The sequence below is a fragment of the Tsukamurella soli genome, from assembly GCF_039541155.1.
GTDB classification, from domain to species: domain Bacteria; phylum Actinomycetota; class Actinomycetes; order Mycobacteriales; family Mycobacteriaceae; genus Tsukamurella; species Tsukamurella soli.
The window spans coordinates 23,052-39,130 of the sequence record NZ_BAABFR010000031.1 but is presented as its reverse complement, the minus strand read 5'-3'; the positions used below and the strand labels follow the sequence as shown (position 1 = coordinate 39,130).

Sequence of the window (16,079 nt, the reverse complement as noted above, 5' to 3'; positions counted from 1 at the left end):
ACGCTCCAGATGTGAGCCTCTCCGTGCACCCCGGGACGGCGCATCGGCGCGGCCGGTCGGCAGGCACCGCGTGTGTGGTGTCGTTGGCAGTTGCAGCGTCAGCCGGAGCCTGCGATCGCGACAACACCACCGCGACCGAGGCGGGCGTGATCTGCAACATCGGCGAGCACGGATTCTCCGTGTCGACCGAGGACTGCTCGGTGCGGTGAGCGCCGAGCGGACGCCGACACCGACGAGTTGATCGGTGTACGGCGCCGCCCACGTGGTGAGGTACGCGAGCGGCGCCGCCCCCGGCGCGGACAGCCGACGGTTCTGTCGGCCGCCGCTGGATCCGGCGCGGGCCGCGCCGGGTGGACTCGGTCGCGCTACGCCGACTCTCGCCGGCGCGGCACCGTCCCGTTGTTGGTGATCTGGACGATCGGGAGGCGGAGCGCACCGGGCGCGTCGGCAGGGACGATCGGTGCGACGGGCGGGACAGGCGAGATGCGGCGGTAGCCCTCGGCCTGGGGAGCGCGGTTGTCGGCCTCGCCCTTGTTGGGCCACAGGGCCGCGGCGCGCTCCGCCTGCGCGGTGATCGTCAGCGACGGGTTCACGCCGAGGTTCGCGGACACCGAGGAGCCGTCGACGACGCTCAGCGTCGGGTAGCCGTACACCCGGTGGTAGGCGTCGATCACGCCGCTGTCGCGGTCGGCGCCGATCGCGCAGCCGCCGAGGAAGTGCGCCGTCATGGGGATGTTGAACACCTCACCCCAGGTGCCGGCCGGCACGCCGTCGACCTTCTCGGCGATCCGTCGCGTGGCCTCGTTGCCGAGCGGGATCCACGTCGGGTTGGGCTCGCCGTGGCCCTGCCGGCTGGACAGGTGCCGGCCGCGCAGGCCGCTCTTGGTGAACGTCGTGATCGAGTTGTCGAGCGACTGCATGACCAGGGCGATCACCGTGCGCTCGCTCCAGCCCTTCACGAAGAGCACGCGCGCCAGGTTCACCGGATGCCGCGCTGCGGTGCCGGCGAACCGCAGCCAACGCGGCGCGGTGCCGCCACCGTCGGTCATGAGCGTCTGCAGCATGCCCATCGCGTTGGAGCCCTTGCCGTACCGCACGGGCTCGACGTGGGTGTCCGGGCTGGGGTAGAACGACGACGTGATCGCGACGCCGCGGGTCAGGTCGAGGTCCTTGTCGACGGAGTAGCGGATCGCCGACAGGATGGACTCGGAGTTGGTACGGGTCAGGGTGCCGAGCCGGTTGGACAACGCGGGCAGCGAGCCGTCGTCCTTGAGTGAATGCAGCAGATTCTGCGTGCCCCAGGTGCCGGCGGCCAGCACCACGTGCTGCGCGGTCAGGGTGCGGCGCCTGCGCTTCGATCGGGACCCGGTCCGCTTGGTGGACACCTCCCAGACCCCGTCGGGGCGCTCGCTCAGGGAGGTCACCGTCGTCATCGGCAGGATCTCCGCGCCACCCTTCTCGGCGAGCGCGAGATAGTTCTTCAGCAGGGTGTTCTTGGCGCCGTGCCGGCAGCCGGTCATGCACTCGCCGCACTCGATGCAGCCGGTGCGGTCCGGGCCCGCCCCGCCGAAGAACGGGTCGGGCACCGTCTTCCCGGGCTCGCCGAAGTACACGCCGACCGGTGTCTGGATGAACGTGTCACCCACGCCCATCTCGTCGGCGACCGACTTGATGATCTCGTCGGACGGCGTCATGTGCGGGTTCTGCACCACGCCCAGCATCCGCCGCGCCTGGTCGTAGTACGGCGACAGCTCGTCGAACCAGTCGGTGATGCCGGACCACTGGGGATCGTTGAAGAACGGTGCCGGCGGCTTGTACAGCGTATTGGCGTAGTTCAGCGAGCCGCCACCCACGCCGGCGCCGGCCAGGATGACGCAGTCGCGGAGCAGGTGGATGCGCTGGACGCCGTACGCGCCGAGCGCGGGCGCCCAGACGAACTTCTTCACGTCCCAGCTGGTCTTGGCGAACTCCTCGTCGGTGAACCGGCGGCCGGCTTCGAGCACGCCGACGCGGTATCCCTTCTCGGTGAGGCGCAGCGCGGTGACGCTGCCACCGAATCCGGAGCCGACCACGATCACGTCGTAGTCGGTGTTCGGCGCAGGGCTGTGGGGGTCGGTCATGGAAGATCCCTCTCTGGGGGGCTGAACGGGGGATGGTCTACAGGATCGCGACCCGGGGCGGTGCAGGTCACGTCGCGGCGGGCGATCGGGCGTCAGCCGGGCGGGCGGTGTCAGTCGAACACCGGGAGCCCGGCCTCCTCCTCGACCATGGACTGGGCGATGCGCCGTGCACGAACGGCGGCGCGGTCGGCCTTGACGTTCACATCGCGCCGCGGCAACAGGTCGTCGTCGAGCCGGGACTGGACGGCCTCGAGCACCTCGACGTCGCGGGCGGCCATGCGGTGGAACATCGCCCGCAGGTAGTCGGCGACGATGCCGCGCCGGGTCTCGTAGTCGCGGGCGAGCTGCAGGAAGACGTGCGTCGCGGTGTCGGTCTCTGGCGTGAACCCCTGCAACCGCACCAGGCGATACGCGCGTTCGCCCTCGACGGGGATGATCACGTACCGCTGTGCGTGCAGGCCGGGGGAGACGAAGGCGCCCTCCTCGACGCGATCGCACGAGGTCTCGGCGGGCAGGCCGGTGGCCTCGGCCTCCCACTCGGCGAGCGTGGCGCGCGGCAGCGTGCGGGCGTAGGCGACCGACAGCTCCGACACGTGTACCTCGTCGAGTTGGGGCAGCGCCTCGATGCCGGGCGGCGCGGCTTCCGGATACATCAGGAAGACGTTCGTCAGGTCGAGGTAGTGCTCGTGCAGTAGGAGGTAGTTGGCCTCGACACGGAAGGTCTCGCGGGTGTCGGCATAGCCGGCGTCGAGGTTCCAGGGCGAGTTCGGCACCGGGCGCAGGTCGGCGGCGCGCGCGTCACCGAGCCAGATCCACACGAAGGCGCCGTCCTCGCGGACCGGGTACGCGCGCACCGCGGCGTTCGACGGCGCGTACTCCTGCGACGGCACGCGCAGCAGCCGCCCCTCGCCGTCGTAGACGCAGCCGTGGTAGCCGCACACCAGCAGGTCACCGTCGCGGTGGCCGCGCGAGAGCGGGTAGGCGCGGTGCACGCATCGGTCCTCGAGGGCTACGACGGTGCCATTCGACCGGCGGTACAGCACCACGTGCGTGCCGAGCAGACGACGCGCCACGACACCGTCGGCACCCAGCTCGTCGCCGAACGCGGCGACGTACCAGGTGTTCAGGGGGTAGTTCGCGATCACAGGTCCAACACCAGCCTCTCGGAACGGGCACGCGAGACGCAGATCATGATCGTCTCGCCGGATTCGCGTTCGGACTCGGACAGGACCGAGTCGCGGTGGTCGGCGACGCCCTCCAGCACGTCGCACTCGCAGGTGCCACACACGCCCTCCATGCACGACCCGAGGACGTCGACCCCGGCGGCCTCCACGGCGGAGTAGATACTGGTCCCGGCGGGCACGGTGACGGTGACGCCGGACCGCTGGCAGTCCACCTCGAACGCGGTGTCGGGCGCCGGCTCGTCCGTGACCTTGGCGGAGAACCGCTCGACGTGCGCGGTGGTCCCGTCGCGGTCCCGGCAGCCCGCCTCGACGGCCGTGAGTAGCCGCTCGGGCCCGCAGCAGTACACGGCAGTGTCGGTACGGGGCCGCGCGAGCAGCGCGTCGAGGTCGAGTCGGTCGCGTTCGTCGCGCGGGATCAGCGTGACCTGCTCGGCATGCGGGGCGAGCTCGTCGAGGAAGCCCATCGACGCGCGGGAGCGGCCCACGTAGTGCAGCTCCCATTCGGCGCCGATCGCCTGGGCGGCCGCGATCATCGGCAGCAGGGGGGTGATGCCGATACCGCCGGCGACGAACAGGTAGCGCCGCGCCCGGACGAAGGGGAAGTGGTTGCGCGGGCCGCGGATCCGGACCGTCGCGCCCTCGCGCAGGTGCTCGTGGATGTACCGGGATCCGCCGCGCGACTGCGGATCGAGCAGCACGCCGATCCTCCAGTGCCGCCGGTCGCGGGTGTCGCCGCACAGCGAGTACTGGCGGACCAGGTCGGGGAGCAGCAGATCGATGTGTGCGCCAGGGCTCCACTGCGGCAGCTCGGCACCGTCGGGCGCGGCGAGCGTGAGCGCGACGACACCGTCCGCGACCACCTCGCGGCGCACTACCTCCAGATCGGCCTCGACCTCGCGGAAGGTCGCCCGGCCGAGCGCCTCCGCGGTGGTCACGACGCCCGCCGGACAGGGATCGAGCTGTACTGGTTGAGGAACAGGGAAGCCACGCGGGTCGGCTCGGCGGCGAGCTCGAGGTCGGGGAACCGCTCGAGCGTCTGCTGGATCCACAGCTTGAGCTCGAGGCGGGCCAGGTTCGCGCCGAGACAGAAGTGCCGCCCGCGCCCGCCGAACGCCTGGTGCTGTTCGAGTCCCGCCCGGGTGATGTCGAACCGGTCGGCGTCCTCGAACAGCTCCGCGTCGCGGTTCGACGAGAGGTACCACAGCAGGACACGGTCGCCGGCCTTGATGTGCTGCCCGCGTAGCTCGACGTCCTTGGTGGCCGCGCGCCCCATGAACGCGAACGCGGGGAAGCAGCGCAGTCCCTCCTCGACGGTGGCCTCGATCAGCTCGGGGCGTTCGCGCAGCAGCGCCAGCTGATCGGGGTTGCGCAGCAGCGCGAGCATGGTGGCGCTGTACACCGACCGCGTCGAGTCGTTGCCGGCCGACATGAGCAGGATGAAGAAGACCGCCAGCTCCATGTCGTCGAGCTTCTCGCCGTCGACCTCGGCGTTCATCATCGCCGTGATGAGATCGTCGCGCGGCTCGGCCCGGCGCGCCGCGATCTGGCCGCCGAGGTACTCCACGATCTCCATCAGCACCGCCTGGGTGTCGGACCACTGCTCCCGGATCTCGGGGTCCTCGAACGCGGTGAACACGTTGGTCCAGTGCACCAGCCGCGCGTCGTCCTCGGGCGGGGTGCCCAGCATCGAGCCGATGACGCGGGCCGGGACCGGGCGCGCGACGTCGGCGACCAGGTCCCACTCCCGCCGGTCGGCGACCCCGTCGAGCACATGTGAGACGATCCGATCGATGTGTCCCTCGTGCTCGGCTATCCGGTCGGGCGTGAACACCTTGCTGACCAGTGCCTTGATCCGGTCGTGGCGGGGCGGGTCCATCGAGATCATCTGGAGACGCTGGATGTCGAGCGGCACGCCGATGTCGTCCACCAGGAAGATGCCTCGAAGCTCGGACGAATAGGTCTTGTAGTCGCGGCTGACCGCGCGGACGTCCTCGGCGCGGGTGATGGACCAGAATCCGCCCTCTTCGGGAGCGCCACGTTGCGGGCTGAAGTGCACCGGGTGCTCGCTGCGGAGACGGGCGAAGAGCTCGTACGGCGGACCGCCCTGCCACAGTGCGGGGTCGGCGAGGTCGATGCTGGTCAGATCGGATTCCGTGGCTGCGGTGGTCATCCGTGACTCCTCGGGCTGGCGGTGGGCTGGTGACGTGTTTCACGAATCGGCTGAGTGATAACAGTCAATACACATTTGCCAAAAGTGTCAAGACTGCGACGAAAACTCTGGAGATGTATTCTGGCCTGGTGTCAGAGCAGGTGAGCTTCCAGGTCGAGATGCGCCTACTGCTGCGCGAGCGGATCCTCGACGCCGCGCGCGAGCTGGTGGTCGCGAGCGGCTGGAGTGCGGTCAACATGTCCCAGGTCGCGCGCCGCGTCGGCGTCAGCCGTCCCGCGCTGTACAACGAGATCGGGAACCGGCAGGACCTCGCGACCGCACTCATCGAGCACGAGACGGACCACTTCCTGGAGGGGATCGTCGGCGTGCTCGCGGACAATCCCGACGACCCGGTCGACGGACTCGCGGCCGCTGCGCGGTTCACGTTGGTGGAGGGCGGCGACAACACCCTGCTGCGCACCATCCTGGCGGGCGAGCACCGATCCGAGGACGGACTGCTGCCGCTGGTGACCGCGGAGCCCGAGCCGGTGCTCGGGCGCGCGATCGACTCGGTGTCGGGTGCGCTGCGGGCGCAGTACGGCGACATCGTCGCACCCCCGCTCGCGCGGGTTCTCGACGAGGTGTTCGTCCGGCTCACGTTGAGTCATCTGCTGCAGCCGCGGGGCTCGGTCGACGATGCCGTCGCGCAGATCCGGCAGGTGGTCGCGGGCCTCGCCGCCGCGCCCGGGTAGCCGGGAGGTGTCCCCGGCGCCGGCCGGGGTTCAGCCTGCGGGGATCGCCTCGACCGTGCCGAACGTGTCCAGTACCAGGAGTGACAGCTCCACGTACACGCGTCGGGTGTCGATCGGATGCCCCAGGCTCTGCTCGGCCTGGCGTATCCGGTAGCGAACGGTGTTGGGGTGCACGTTCATCTGCGCGGCGGTGCGCGCGGCATTGCACTGGTTCGCCAGGTACCGCAGGAGGGTCCCGCGGATCCGGGTCGCGCCCTCGTCGGCCCCGGACAGTTCGCCGAGCTCGCGGGAGACCATGTCGGAGACGGCCCACGGGCCGGCGAGGCCGGTAGCGATGCAGCTGATCTCGACGTCGCGATAGCCGACGATGGGGCGGGCGTGTCCGGTCGCACCCGAGAGTGCCTGTGCCGCCAGCGCCTCCCGGTGGGAACGCACGAAACCCTCACCGCCGGAATATGTTCCGCCGACAGCGAGGTGGACGTGCGGGCGAATGGCCCCGGCCTCCGAGTCGACCGCGTGGGATGCCGCGGCCCACATCCAGATGCTGCGGGTGCCGCTCTCCACGGTGAGTCGTCCACGCGCCCCGGTGGTTTCGGCGACGGTTGCAGCCGACCGCTCGAGCTCGCGCTCGACTGCGGCGTCGGGGATCTCGTCGTCCGCCCAGATCACGTACGCCGTGTGCGCTCCGCGCAGGCGATAGCCCAGCTCGCTGGACGCGGCGTCGAGGTCGACGGGTTCTCCGCCGACGATGGCACGTACCTTGGCGCCGCGCCGCGCCGCCGTGATCCGATCGAACTCGAGGCGCTCCGTATCGTACGTGGCGATGATCTGCTCGACCGAATGGTCGAGCCACCGCGACGTGCGCTCCCAGAACCGCACTAGGACGAGGGTGCGGACGTCGGGATCCTCGATGCGACGCTCGACGACAGCGGTGATGTAGCCCCACACCGCGCGCTGCCCGGCGCGGTAGCCCGCCAGCAGCACGCCCATGTCATATCCCCGCATGATCATCGTGCGCGCCAGATCGGTCGCCTCGACGGGCATCCGGGGCTCGAAGTGCTCGCGCTCGAGCTGCACGATGAACTCCCGCCAGTGGCCGCGCGTGCACGCGTGAAGGTCCCGGCGCAGCGATTCATCTGCTGCGAATTCAGGTACAGCAGCGAGGATCTCGCCGTCGACCAGGTCCGCGAGTCCCTCGACGCCGCCGTCCGTCGCAGCAGTACAGCTGAAGTCTGCGAGCCATCGCGCAGCCGCGTCCATGGTCTACCTCCGAGCTTGTCCGTCGGAACAGATGGTGATGTGGGGCTTGTCGTGCTCGCCCAAGAAAGTGAGGGGCAGCATATCCGATGCTGGCGGTGTTCCGAATCGACCGACCAGTGAAGGAGCCGCGCATGGCGGATGCACCTCCGCCCGCTTTCACGGCATCTCCGACGGCCCCGACGGCATCTCCGAAGGTCACGCCACCCCCGAAGATCACGTCGCCACCGAAGGTCACGCCACCTCCGGTGCCGACGTCCCGCCCCTCGGCGTTCGGCATCTTCCGAGCGAATTTCTCGGCGTCCGTTGTCGACTCGCTCCGGACGTCGGGGCGGGCCCTGCGCATGCTGATCATGTCCCTCGTCGCCCTGGTGGAGGACGTGCTGAAGCTGCGGCTCCAGTGGAAGGAGACGGTGTATCAGATCTGGTTCATGATCAGCGTCACCACGCTTCCCGGCATCATGATCGCGATCCCGTTCGGCATCGTGATGGCCATCCAGGTCGGCAACATCCTGGATCAGCTGGGGGCGCAGGGGCTGGCGGGTGCGGCGTCCGGCCTGAGCATCATCGCCCAGGCGTCACCGATCGCCACCGGGCTGCTGCTCGGTGGCGCGGCAGCATCCGCGATCGCGGCCGACCTCGGCGCGCGGACCATCCGCGAGGAGACCGATGCCATGCGCGTCATGGGCATCAATCCCCTGAACCGGCTGGTCGTCCCGCGCCTGCTGGCCGCGTGGATCGTGGCTCCGATGCTCAACATCCTCATCACCGTGGTCGCCGTCGTATCGGCCTACATGGTCGCGGCGGGTGCGCAGGGCGTGACGCCGGGCTCGTTCTGGTTGACCTTCGGCGCGTTCACCCGGCCACTCGATGTGTGGCTCTCCCTGGGCAAAGCGGTGGTGTTCGGCACGATCATCGCCGTGATCGGCTGTCAGCGAGGCCTCGAGGCCAAGGGCGGCTCGCGTGGTGTCGCGGACGCGGTGAACGCCACCGTCGTGCTGTCGTTCGTGCTGATCTTCGTGGTGAACCTGGTCGGCGCCCAGCTGGTGACGGTGTTCTGGCCGATGCAGTTGGGTTGACGTGCCCCGGGTCGGTCAGGCTCCTCTGCACGCGGGCGGGGTGGAGTCGAGGAACGACAGGTCGCCGATCGCGGGCCTGAATCGGTCGAAGCCGCCGGCGCGCGTGAGGAGACGGTCGACCTCGCCGTCCCCGAGCGACGCCCGCAGCGCCCGCTGCCACGCGCCGGACGAGATCATATCCGTGAGCGCGGCGTCGACGGCGTCCTTGGCCGCGGTGTCGCCCTTCGCCAGGCCGATGCCGTACCGCTCGGTCGCGAACGGCGAGCCCGCCTTCTGGAGGCGACCGCCGACGCACGCGTCCTTGGGGTAAGACATGTCCACCGTCCGGAACTCGCCGGCATACAGCTGCGCGAACCCCGCCAGGATCGTCTCGTCCGTGGTCACCGCGTCGACCTCCTTCTGGTGCAGCGCCGTGACGCACGCGCTGTAGGAGTCGAACTCCTGCAACTGCACGCCCGGCAGCTGCGCCTTGACGTTCTGCGCGGACGTCGAGCCGGACACCGAGCAGAGCGTCCTACCCTTGCCGAGGTCGGTGAGCGAGCGGAGCGTCGTGTCGTCGGCGCGGACCAGCAGGCCCTGGCGGAGCACCAGGTACGGGCCCGCGAAGGCGACCCGCTTCGCCCGGGCGGCGTCGATCGAGTAGGTCGCGGCGATGATGTCGACCTCCCCGTTGCCGATCAGGGTCTCGCGCTGCGCCGACGGCGTCTCCCGCCAGGTGATCCGGGGGTGGCGCCAACCGTGCTCATCGGCGATCCGGTCGACCACATAGGTGGCGACGTCCACGTCGAAACCGGACATCGACCTGTCCGGGTTCCGCATGCCCAGGCCGGGCTGGTCGTACTTGGTCCCCAGGATGACGCGCCCGCCCTCGATGTCCTTCAGCAGATCGCGTGGGTCGGTGGTGCCGCACGTGGTGAGCAGCGCGGCGAGGAGTCCGACGGTGACGGCGAGTGCCCCGGCCACCCGGCAGCGCGGCCCGGGCGGTTGCGCAGGACAGATCACGGCCATCCGCTAGTGGCTCAGGATCTTGCCGAGGAAGTCCTTGGCGCGGCGAGACTTCGGTGCGGTGAAGAACGACTCGGGGTCGGTGTCCTCGACCACCCCGCCGTCGGCCATGAACACGATCCGATCGGCCGCCCTGCGGGCGAAGCCCATCTCGTGGGTGACCACGACCATGGTCATACCCTCCCTCGCGAGACCGACCATCACGTCGAGCACCTCGCCCACCATCTCGGGGTCGAGGGCGGACGTGGGTTCGTCGAACAGCATCACCTTCGGATCCATCGCCAGCGCCCGCGCGATCGCGACGCGCTGCTGCTGGCCGCCGGACAGCTGCGCCGGGCTCTTCTCCGCCTGGCTGTCGACCCCCACCCGACGCAACAGCTCCATGCCCCGCTTGCGGGCGTCGTCCGCCGACGCCTTGCGCACCTTCATCGGCGCGAGCGTGACGTTCTCGATGATCGTCCGGTGGGGGAAGAGGTTGAACGACTGGAACACCATGCCGACGTCGGCCCGCAGCGCGGCGAGCGGTCGGCCCTCGTCCGGTAGCACCTTCCCGTCGATGCGGATCTCGCCCGAGTCGATCGGCTCCAGCCGGTTGATCGTGCGGCACAGCGTCGACTTGCCCGAGCCCGACGGCCCCAGGATCACCACCACCTGACCGCGGGGCACGACCAGATCGATGTCCTTGAGCACGTGCAGGTCCCCGAAGTGCTTCTGCACGCCGCGGATCTCGATCATCGGAGCCGCGTCGCCGGCGCATCCACAAGCGCTGGGAGTGGTCATGCACCTCAGCGTAGGTAACCGGGCGCCATAGCACAGGGTGACCGGCGGAACGGTCGGGTAATAGACGGGTAAACATCGCTTTGCGAAGCGTCCCGGTCGACGCGGGAGCTGATTTGCATCGCCCCCGTACCCTGGACTGGTGAAACCCATGGAAGCCATCGACGCGGACCGGAGCGACACGGCGACGGTGACCTCGGGCCCGATCGCGACTCGCACCTATGAGGTCCGCACCTACGGGTGCCAGATGAACGTCCACGACTCCGAGCGGCTGTCGGGGCTGCTCGAGGATGCCGGATACGTGCGCGCCGACGGTGGCGAGCAGGCCGACCTCGTCGTCTTCAACACCTGCGCCGTCCGCGAGAACGCCGACAACAAGCTGTACGGGAACTTGAGCCATCTGGCGCCCGTCAAGCGTGCCCGGCCCGGTATGCAGATCGCGGTGGGCGGCTGCCTCGCGCAGAAGGACCGCGGCGTCGTCGTCGACAAGGCGCCCTGGGTCGACGTCGTGTTCGGCACCCACAACATCGGCTCGCTGCCCGCCCTGCTCGACCGGGCGCGGCACAACCGGCGCGCCGAGGTCGAGATCCGGGAGGCCCTCGAGTCCTTTCCCTCGACGCTGCCCGCGCGGCGCGAGAGCGCCTACTCCGGCTGGGTGTCGATCTCGGTGGGCTGCAACAACACGTGCACGTTCTGCATCGTCCCGTCGCTCCGCGGCAAGGAGGTCGACCGCCGGCCCGGCGACGTCCTCGCCGAGGTGGCGGCACTCGCCGACCAGGGGGTCCTCGAGGTCACCCTGCTCGGGCAGAACGTCAACGCGTACGGCGTCAACTTCGCCGACCCCGACATGCCGCGTGACCGCAGCGCGTTCAGCGCTCTCCTGCGCGCGTGCGGCACCGTCGACGGCCTCGAACGCGTGCGGTTCACCAGCCCGCACCCCGCCGAGTTCACCGACGACGTGATCGACGCGATGGCCGAGACGCCCGTCGTGTGCCCGCAGTTGCACATGCCGCTGCAGTCCGGGTCCGACCGGGTGCTCAAGGTGATGCGGCGCAGCTACCGCAGTGCGAAGTTCCTCGCGATCCTCGACCGGGTGCGGGATCGCATCCCGCACGCCGCGATCACCACCGACATCATCGTCGGGTTCCCAGGTGAGACGGAGGAGGACTTCCAGGCCACCCTCGACGTCGTCGAGCGCGCCCGGTTCTCCAGCGCCTTCACCTTCCAGTACTCGATCCGCCCCGGAACGCCGGCCGCGGACCTGCCCGACCAGCTTCCCAAGGCCGTCGTCCAGGAGCGGTACGACCGCCTCATCGCGCTGCAGGAGCGGATCACCCTGGCAGAGAACCGCAAGCAGGTCGGCCAGACCGTGGAGTTGCTCGTCGCCGCCGGCGAGGGGCGCAAGGACGGCGAGACCGGTCGCATGTCGGGCCGGGCCCGCGACGGCCGGCTGGTGCACTTCGCCTCCGCGTCCAGTGTGCGGCCGGGCGACATCGTCACCACGGTGGTCACCGCCGCCGCGCCGCACCACCTCGTGGCCGACGGTGGCGTGCTCACACACCGTCGTACCCGGGCGGGCGACAACTACGCCGCCGAGATCACGCCCGTCACCGGTCCGGCCGGCGACGACCGGATCGGCGTCGGCCTGGGCCTGCCGTCCGTCGGGCGTCCGACGGTGCCGGTGGGGCCATCCGGCTGTCCGACCGGGTGTGCGTGATCCCGGGGGAGCAGGGCTGCGTGAACAGAGGAGAATCAGCACTATGAGCACCGACCACAACCCGAGCCACGCGGGCCAGCCGATCGAGCCGGAGGGGCCGCGCACGCAGGCCGACCTCGACGACCTGCGTCGCGAGGTCGACGACACCGAGCGCCGCCTCGCGGCCCAGATCGAGCCGGGGCCACGCCTGATCGCGGTGGCGGCGTGCATCATCGTCGTCGGAGGCGCCCTGTTCCTGCCGCATACCGGCAAGGTGACGGGTCTGCAGATCCTCACGGGCCACGGCCCAGGGTCGATGCTGTCGATCGTGATCACCTCGAAGGTGTTCGTGTGGATGTCGCTGCTGTTCGGGGTGATCGCCTCGGGCGCGGCCGTTCTCACCCGCCGCTGGGTGGTCGCACTGCTGGCCGCGGCGGGGAGCGCGGTGGGCAGCGTGTTCGGGCTGCTGTCCGTGTGGTCGCGGCAGACGCCGGGTCTGCACGGCGAGCCACCGTCGGGCGCGGGCGTGGGCCTGATCCTGGGCTGGATCGCCCTGATCGTGCTCACCGTGCTGTGGGTCAGGCTGGTGTGGGTTCGGACGGCTTTCCAAAAGGCGGTCGAGGCCGAGCGCCGGGAGACCGCCCGCGAGTTCGGTGACGACGCGTTCCGCCGCTTCACCGATCCGGACCACACCCGGCCGCGCGGCTGACCTCGGCCGCCCCCGGCCCTTACCGGTCCTCGATCGCCGTCTCCGCGGCGTCGGCCCACTCCCGCCACTGCTGCGCCTGTTCGCGCAGCCGCACGGCGTCCTTGGTGCGGCCGGCGCTCTCGGCCTTCTCCGCCTGCTCCTCGAACTGGGCGACGCGGGCACGGAACTGCGCGGCGCGTGCCGTGGCCTCCGGGTCCGAGCGCCGCCACTGGCTGTCGTCGGCGGACTTGACCTTCTTCTCCAGGGCGCGGATCCCGGCCTCGAGCGCCGCCATCTGCTCGCGCGGGACCTTGCCCACCTGCTCCCACCTGTCCTGCAGTTCCCGCAGGGCCGCCTTCGCCGCGCCGAGGTTGGCCGCCGGGTCGATCCGCGGGCCGTACTCGTCGAGTAGCGCCTGCTTGCGGCGGCCGTTCTCGGAGAACTCGGCGTCGCGCTCACCGGCGGCGGCGTTGCGGGCGGCGAAGAACTCGTCCTGCACAGCCTTGAACCGTGCCCACAGGGCGTCGTCGGTGTCCCGCGGGGCGCGCCCTGCCGCCTTCCACTGGACCAGCAGGTCGCGGAACTTGGCCGACGTCTCGCCCCACGTCGTCTCGTTCTTGATCGCCTCTGCCTCGGCGATCAGCTCCTCCTTGCGCGACTTGGCCCCGGCCCGCTCGCGGTCCAGCTCGGCGAAGTGCGCGCCGCGGCGCTTGTTGAACGCCTCCCGGGCCTTCGAGTAGCGCTTCCACAGCGCGTCGTCGGTCTTGCGGTCGAGGCCTTTGACGGTCTTCCACTCCTCGAGTAGCGCGCGCATGCGATCACCCGCGGCCTTCCACTGGATGGACTCGGCGGCGATCTGCTCGGCCTCGGCGGCGAGGGCCTCCTTGTGGGCGAGGGCCTCGGCGCGGCGCTGCTCGCGGTCGGCGGACGCGGTGACGATAGCCGTGTCGGCGCCGGTGAGCAGGGCGCCGACACGCGCGGCCAGTGTGTCGAGGTCGCCCACCACCGCGGCCGTCGGCAGTGCGTCGGCGATGAGCTGCGCGGCGGCCCGGGTCTTCTTGGGGTCGCCGGCGCCGGTCGCGAGGCGCTCCTCGAGCACCTCGACCTCGGTGGCCAGCTCGTCGTACTTACGGCCGTAATGCGCAAGGCCCTCGGCGGACTCACCGGCCTGCCACGACCCGACGGCGCGTTCGCCGGCCGAGGTGATCACGTACACGGTGCCGTCGTCGTCGACGCGTCCGAACTTCGTCGGGTCCGACGGTGCCGACATCGGGTGCACGGGGTGCGCGGCGGCGGGCTTGGCGCCGGGATGGGGCCTGGGTCCAGGGTGGGGCTTGGGTCCGGGGTGCGGTTTGGGTCCGGCGTGCGGCTTCGGCACAGGCCGGGCGAACGGCCGGGTCGGCGGCACCGAACCGTTGGCCGACGGGGGCGCGGGCGTCGCGGTGTCAGCCGGGGCGGCGGCGCCGGACGGGGCGGCGGTGTCGGGCGGCGAGGATGCCTGGGTCGGGGCTGGCGGGGGAGTGTGGTCGGCGGTCTCCGCCGACTGGTTGGGATCGGTCACGTAGGGCTCCCTCGTTCGCGCCGCGCGTCACGGCTGCCTGATGCGTCCCGCAGGAGGCGGGCACTGGTCGTTCCCATTGAAGCACTCTTCGCGCTGCGCGGTGGCGATCCGGACCCCGATCCTGGAGCCGGGTGGTAGCGCACTCTGTGGGCGAGCCGGGGGCGATCGATTAGTGTTCTTCGATCGTGGACGACCATTCCGCCGGCCCCGCCGCTGCGCACCTGCCGGTGATCGTGGTGCCGGGGTCCCCGCTGCTGGTCCCCGAGCTGGCAGGCGTGCCGGGCGACCCGGATGCCGACGCCGTGCGGGCCGCAGCGGTCGACGCCGCCCGCTGGTTGGCCGCCCGCGCGCTGCGCTGGGTGGTCGTCGCGGACGGGGGTGGAGATCGGCCCGGCACGGATGAGCCGGCGAGCACGGACGACGTCGCCGGTGCTGCGCCGGGCACGGTCGGGACGTTCGCGGGGTTCGGAGCGCCCGTGCCCGTGGCGCTCGCGGGTCCGGCACCGTCGGATCCGGCCACCGCGACGCCCGGCTGGCCCACGCCGCTGCTGGTCGCGGCGTGGCTGCGCGGCGCTGTCGCCACGCCGGAGCGGGCACCGCAGTTGGTGGGTCGCGGCGGGGGCCCGGACGGCGTCGTCTTCGTCCTCGACGGGCCCATTACGCTGACGCCCCGCGCGCCGGGCGGTCATCGGCCCGAGGACGTCGCGGTGTTCGACGCCCTGGTGGCCTCCGTCGTCGACGGTCTGGGACCGGTCGGGAGCGTCCTGCCCACGTGGGACGCCGCGGCCGAGGCGTGTCGCGGCCGCGCGGTGACCGAGCTCTACCGGGGCGCGCCGTTCGGCGTCGGGTACCTGGTCGCCACGGCTGAGGCCCCGTGACCGGCTCGTTCGCTGTTCCCGCCCCCGGGCCGCGTCCCATCGCGGTCGTCGGGCCCACCGCGACCGGAAAGTCCGACCTGGCCCTCGACCTGGCGGCCGCCCTCGGCGGCGAGATCGTCAACATCGACGCGATGCAGATGTACCGCGGCATGGACATCGGCACGGCCAAGCTGCCGGTCGCCGAGCGCCGCGGCATCCCGCACCACCAGATAGATGTCCTCGACGTCACGGAGACCGCCACCGTCGCCGGGTACCAGGCGCGGGCCCGCGCCGATGTGGAGCGCCTGCGGGCCGCCGGGCGTACGCCGGTCATCGTCGGCGGGTCGATGATGTACTACCAGGCTCTGCTCGACGATTGGCGGTTCCCCGCCACGGATCCGCAGGTCCGTGGGCGTTTCGAGGCCCGACTTGCCGAGATCGGTCCGGCGGCGCTGCACGTCGAGCTGGCGGCGGTCGATCCGGCTGCGGCGGCGGCCATCGGACCCGCCGACGGGCGGCGCATCGTCCGCGCACTCGAGGTGGTCACGCTGACCGGCGAACCGTTCGCCGCATCGGCGCCCCGGATCGGGGCGCCCCGCTGGGACACAGCGGTCGTCGCGCTCGACCGGGACACCGGCGAACTCGACGAGCGGATCGCGCGTCGCACCGATCTGATGTTCGCGGCGGGCCTCGTCGAGGAGGTGACGGGGTTGGTCGGCCGCGGACTGCGCGAGGGGGTGACCGCGTCCCGCGCCATCGGCTACGCCCAGATCCTCGACCTGCTCGACGGCCGCTGCACACTCGACGAGGCCCGCGAGTCGACCTTCGTGGGCACCCGCCGGTACGTGCGGCGGCAGCGCTCGTGGTTCCGCCGCGACCACCGGGTCGTGTGGCTCGACGCGGCTCGGCCCGACGTCGCCGCTGCGGCGCTGGCTGCGTACGTGGATCGCTAGA

15 protein-coding genes are annotated in these 16,079 nt (G+C 71.0%); 7 read left to right on the top strand and 8 right to left on the bottom strand.

Annotation, left to right across the window (positions count from 1 at the left end; all coding sequences use genetic code 11):
• Positions 1-11 precede the first annotated feature (11 nt).
• A complete protein-coding gene (locus ABD908_RS11815) occupies positions 12-209 on the top strand; it encodes a hypothetical protein (RefSeq protein WP_344995547.1) in 198 nt (65 codons plus the stop codon).
• A gap of 156 nt (positions 210-365) precedes the next feature.
• Here ABD908_RS11815 and ABD908_RS11810 read toward each other — a convergent pair whose 3' ends face one another.
• The 4 genes from ABD908_RS11810 to ABD908_RS11795 form a co-directional block, all read right to left on the bottom strand.
• A complete protein-coding gene (locus ABD908_RS11810; protein ID WP_344995544.1) occupies positions 366-2,120 on the bottom strand; it encodes an FAD-dependent oxidoreductase in 1,755 nt (584 codons plus the stop codon).
• Between the two features lie 110 nt (positions 2,121-2,230).
• Positions 2,231-3,265 carry a Rieske 2Fe-2S domain-containing protein gene (locus tag ABD908_RS11805; RefSeq protein WP_344995540.1) on the bottom strand — a complete coding sequence of 345 codons (1,035 nt, stop codon included), beginning with the start codon at positions 3,263-3,265 and terminating at the stop codon, positions 2,231-2,233.
• Positions 3,262-4,239, bottom strand: coding sequence for a PDR/VanB family oxidoreductase (locus ABD908_RS11800; protein WP_344995538.1), 978 nt, complete (start codon positions 4,237-4,239; stop codon positions 3,262-3,264). The genes ABD908_RS11805 and ABD908_RS11800 overlap by 4 nt, the downstream gene beginning before the upstream one ends.
• A complete protein-coding gene (locus ABD908_RS11795; RefSeq protein WP_344995535.1) occupies positions 4,236-5,474 on the bottom strand; it encodes a cytochrome P450 in 1,239 nt (412 codons plus the stop codon). Before ABD908_RS11795 ends, ABD908_RS11800 begins: the two co-directional genes overlap by 4 nt.
• A 128-nt stretch (positions 5,475-5,602) precedes the next feature.
• Here ABD908_RS11795 and ABD908_RS11790 point away from each other — a divergent pair, with 128 nt between their 5' ends.
• A complete protein-coding gene (locus tag ABD908_RS11790; RefSeq protein WP_344995532.1) occupies positions 5,603-6,205 on the top strand; it encodes a TetR/AcrR family transcriptional regulator in 603 nt (200 codons plus the stop codon).
• Positions 6,206-6,235: 30 nt separating this feature from the next.
• Here the strand turns inward: ABD908_RS11790 and ABD908_RS11785 are convergent, their stop codons facing one another.
• Complete coding sequence (locus ABD908_RS11785) at positions 6,236-7,465, bottom strand: PucR family transcriptional regulator (RefSeq protein ID WP_344995529.1); 1,230 nt, start codon at positions 7,463-7,465, stop codon at positions 6,236-6,238.
• 131 nt (positions 7,466-7,596) lie between these two features.
• Here ABD908_RS11785 and ABD908_RS11780 point away from each other — a divergent pair, with 131 nt between their 5' ends.
• Positions 7,597-8,541: an MlaE family ABC transporter permease gene (locus ABD908_RS11780; protein WP_344995526.1), complete on the top strand. Its 945-nt coding sequence runs from the start codon at positions 7,597-7,599 to the stop codon at positions 8,539-8,541.
• Between the two features lie 15 nt (positions 8,542-8,556).
• Here the strand turns inward: ABD908_RS11780 and ABD908_RS11775 are convergent, their stop codons facing one another.
• Together ABD908_RS11775 and ABD908_RS11770 are read right to left on the bottom strand one after the other, a co-directional pair.
• Positions 8,557-9,549, bottom strand: coding sequence for a glutamate ABC transporter substrate-binding protein (locus ABD908_RS11775; protein ID WP_344995524.1), 993 nt, complete (start codon positions 9,547-9,549; stop codon positions 8,557-8,559).
• A 3-nt stretch (positions 9,550-9,552) separates the two neighbouring features.
• Positions 9,553-10,281, bottom strand: coding sequence for an amino acid ABC transporter ATP-binding protein (locus ABD908_RS11770; protein WP_344995588.1), 729 nt, complete (start codon positions 10,279-10,281; stop codon positions 9,553-9,555).
• 193 nt (positions 10,282-10,474) lie between these two features.
• On the opposite strand from ABD908_RS11770, the gene miaB reads away from it, so the two are divergent.
• Both miaB and ABD908_RS11760 read left to right on the top strand, forming a co-directional pair.
• Positions 10,475-12,040 (top strand): tRNA (N6-isopentenyl adenosine(37)-C2)-methylthiotransferase MiaB, encoded by a 1,566-nt coding sequence (gene miaB / locus ABD908_RS11765; RefSeq protein ID WP_344995586.1) that lies wholly within the window; start codon positions 10,475-10,477, stop codon positions 12,038-12,040.
• Positions 12,041-12,083: 43 nt separating this feature from the next.
• On the top strand, positions 12,084-12,728 hold the full coding sequence (locus ABD908_RS11760; protein WP_344995521.1) for an Rv2732c family membrane protein: 645 nt from the start codon (positions 12,084-12,086) through the stop codon (positions 12,726-12,728).
• A 19-nt stretch (positions 12,729-12,747) separates the two neighbouring features.
• Here the strand turns inward: ABD908_RS11760 and ABD908_RS11755 are convergent, their stop codons facing one another.
• A complete protein-coding gene (locus tag ABD908_RS11755) occupies positions 12,748-14,115 on the bottom strand; it encodes a DUF349 domain-containing protein (protein ID WP_344995583.1) in 1,368 nt (455 codons plus the stop codon).
• Positions 14,116-14,453: 338 nt separating this feature from the next.
• Here ABD908_RS11755 and ABD908_RS11750 point away from each other — a divergent pair, with 338 nt between their 5' ends.
• Positions 14,454-15,146, top strand: coding sequence for a hypothetical protein (locus ABD908_RS11750; RefSeq protein ID WP_344995518.1), 693 nt, complete (start codon positions 14,454-14,456; stop codon positions 15,144-15,146).
• Positions 15,143-16,078, top strand: coding sequence for a tRNA (adenosine(37)-N6)-dimethylallyltransferase MiaA (gene miaA, locus ABD908_RS11745; protein ID WP_344995515.1), 936 nt, complete (start codon positions 15,143-15,145; stop codon positions 16,076-16,078). The genes ABD908_RS11750 and miaA overlap by 4 nt, the downstream gene beginning before the upstream one ends.
• Position 16,079: the final 1 nt, after the last annotated feature.

What these genes read in the sequence shown, in the direction of transcription:
- ABD908_RS11780 (WP_344995526.1), top strand. Translation starts at nt 7,597, where the DNA reads ATGGCGGATGCACCTCCGCCCGCTTTCACGGCATCTCCGACGGCCCCG.
- ABD908_RS11810 (WP_344995544.1), bottom strand. Translation starts at nt 2,120, where the DNA reads ATGACCGACCCCCACAGCCCTGCGCCGAACACCGACTACGACGTGATC.
- ABD908_RS11785 (WP_344995529.1), bottom strand. Translation starts at nt 7,465, where the DNA reads ATGGACGCGGCTGCGCGATGGCTCGCAGACTTCAGCTGTACTGCTGCG.
- ABD908_RS11770 (WP_344995588.1), bottom strand. Translation starts at nt 10,281, where the DNA reads ATGATCGAGATCCGCGGCGTGCAGAAGCACTTCGGGGACCTGCACGTG.
- miaB (WP_344995586.1), top strand. Translation starts at nt 10,475, where the DNA reads ATGGAAGCCATCGACGCGGACCGGAGCGACACGGCGACGGTGACCTCG.
- ABD908_RS11760 (WP_344995521.1), top strand. Translation starts at nt 12,084, where the DNA reads ATGAGCACCGACCACAACCCGAGCCACGCGGGCCAGCCGATCGAGCCG.
- ABD908_RS11775 (WP_344995524.1), bottom strand. Translation starts at nt 9,549, where the DNA reads ATGGCCGTGATCTGTCCTGCGCAACCGCCCGGGCCGCGCTGCCGGGTG.
- ABD908_RS11795 (WP_344995535.1), bottom strand. Translation starts at nt 5,474, where the DNA reads ATGACCACCGCAGCCACGGAATCCGATCTGACCAGCATCGACCTCGCC.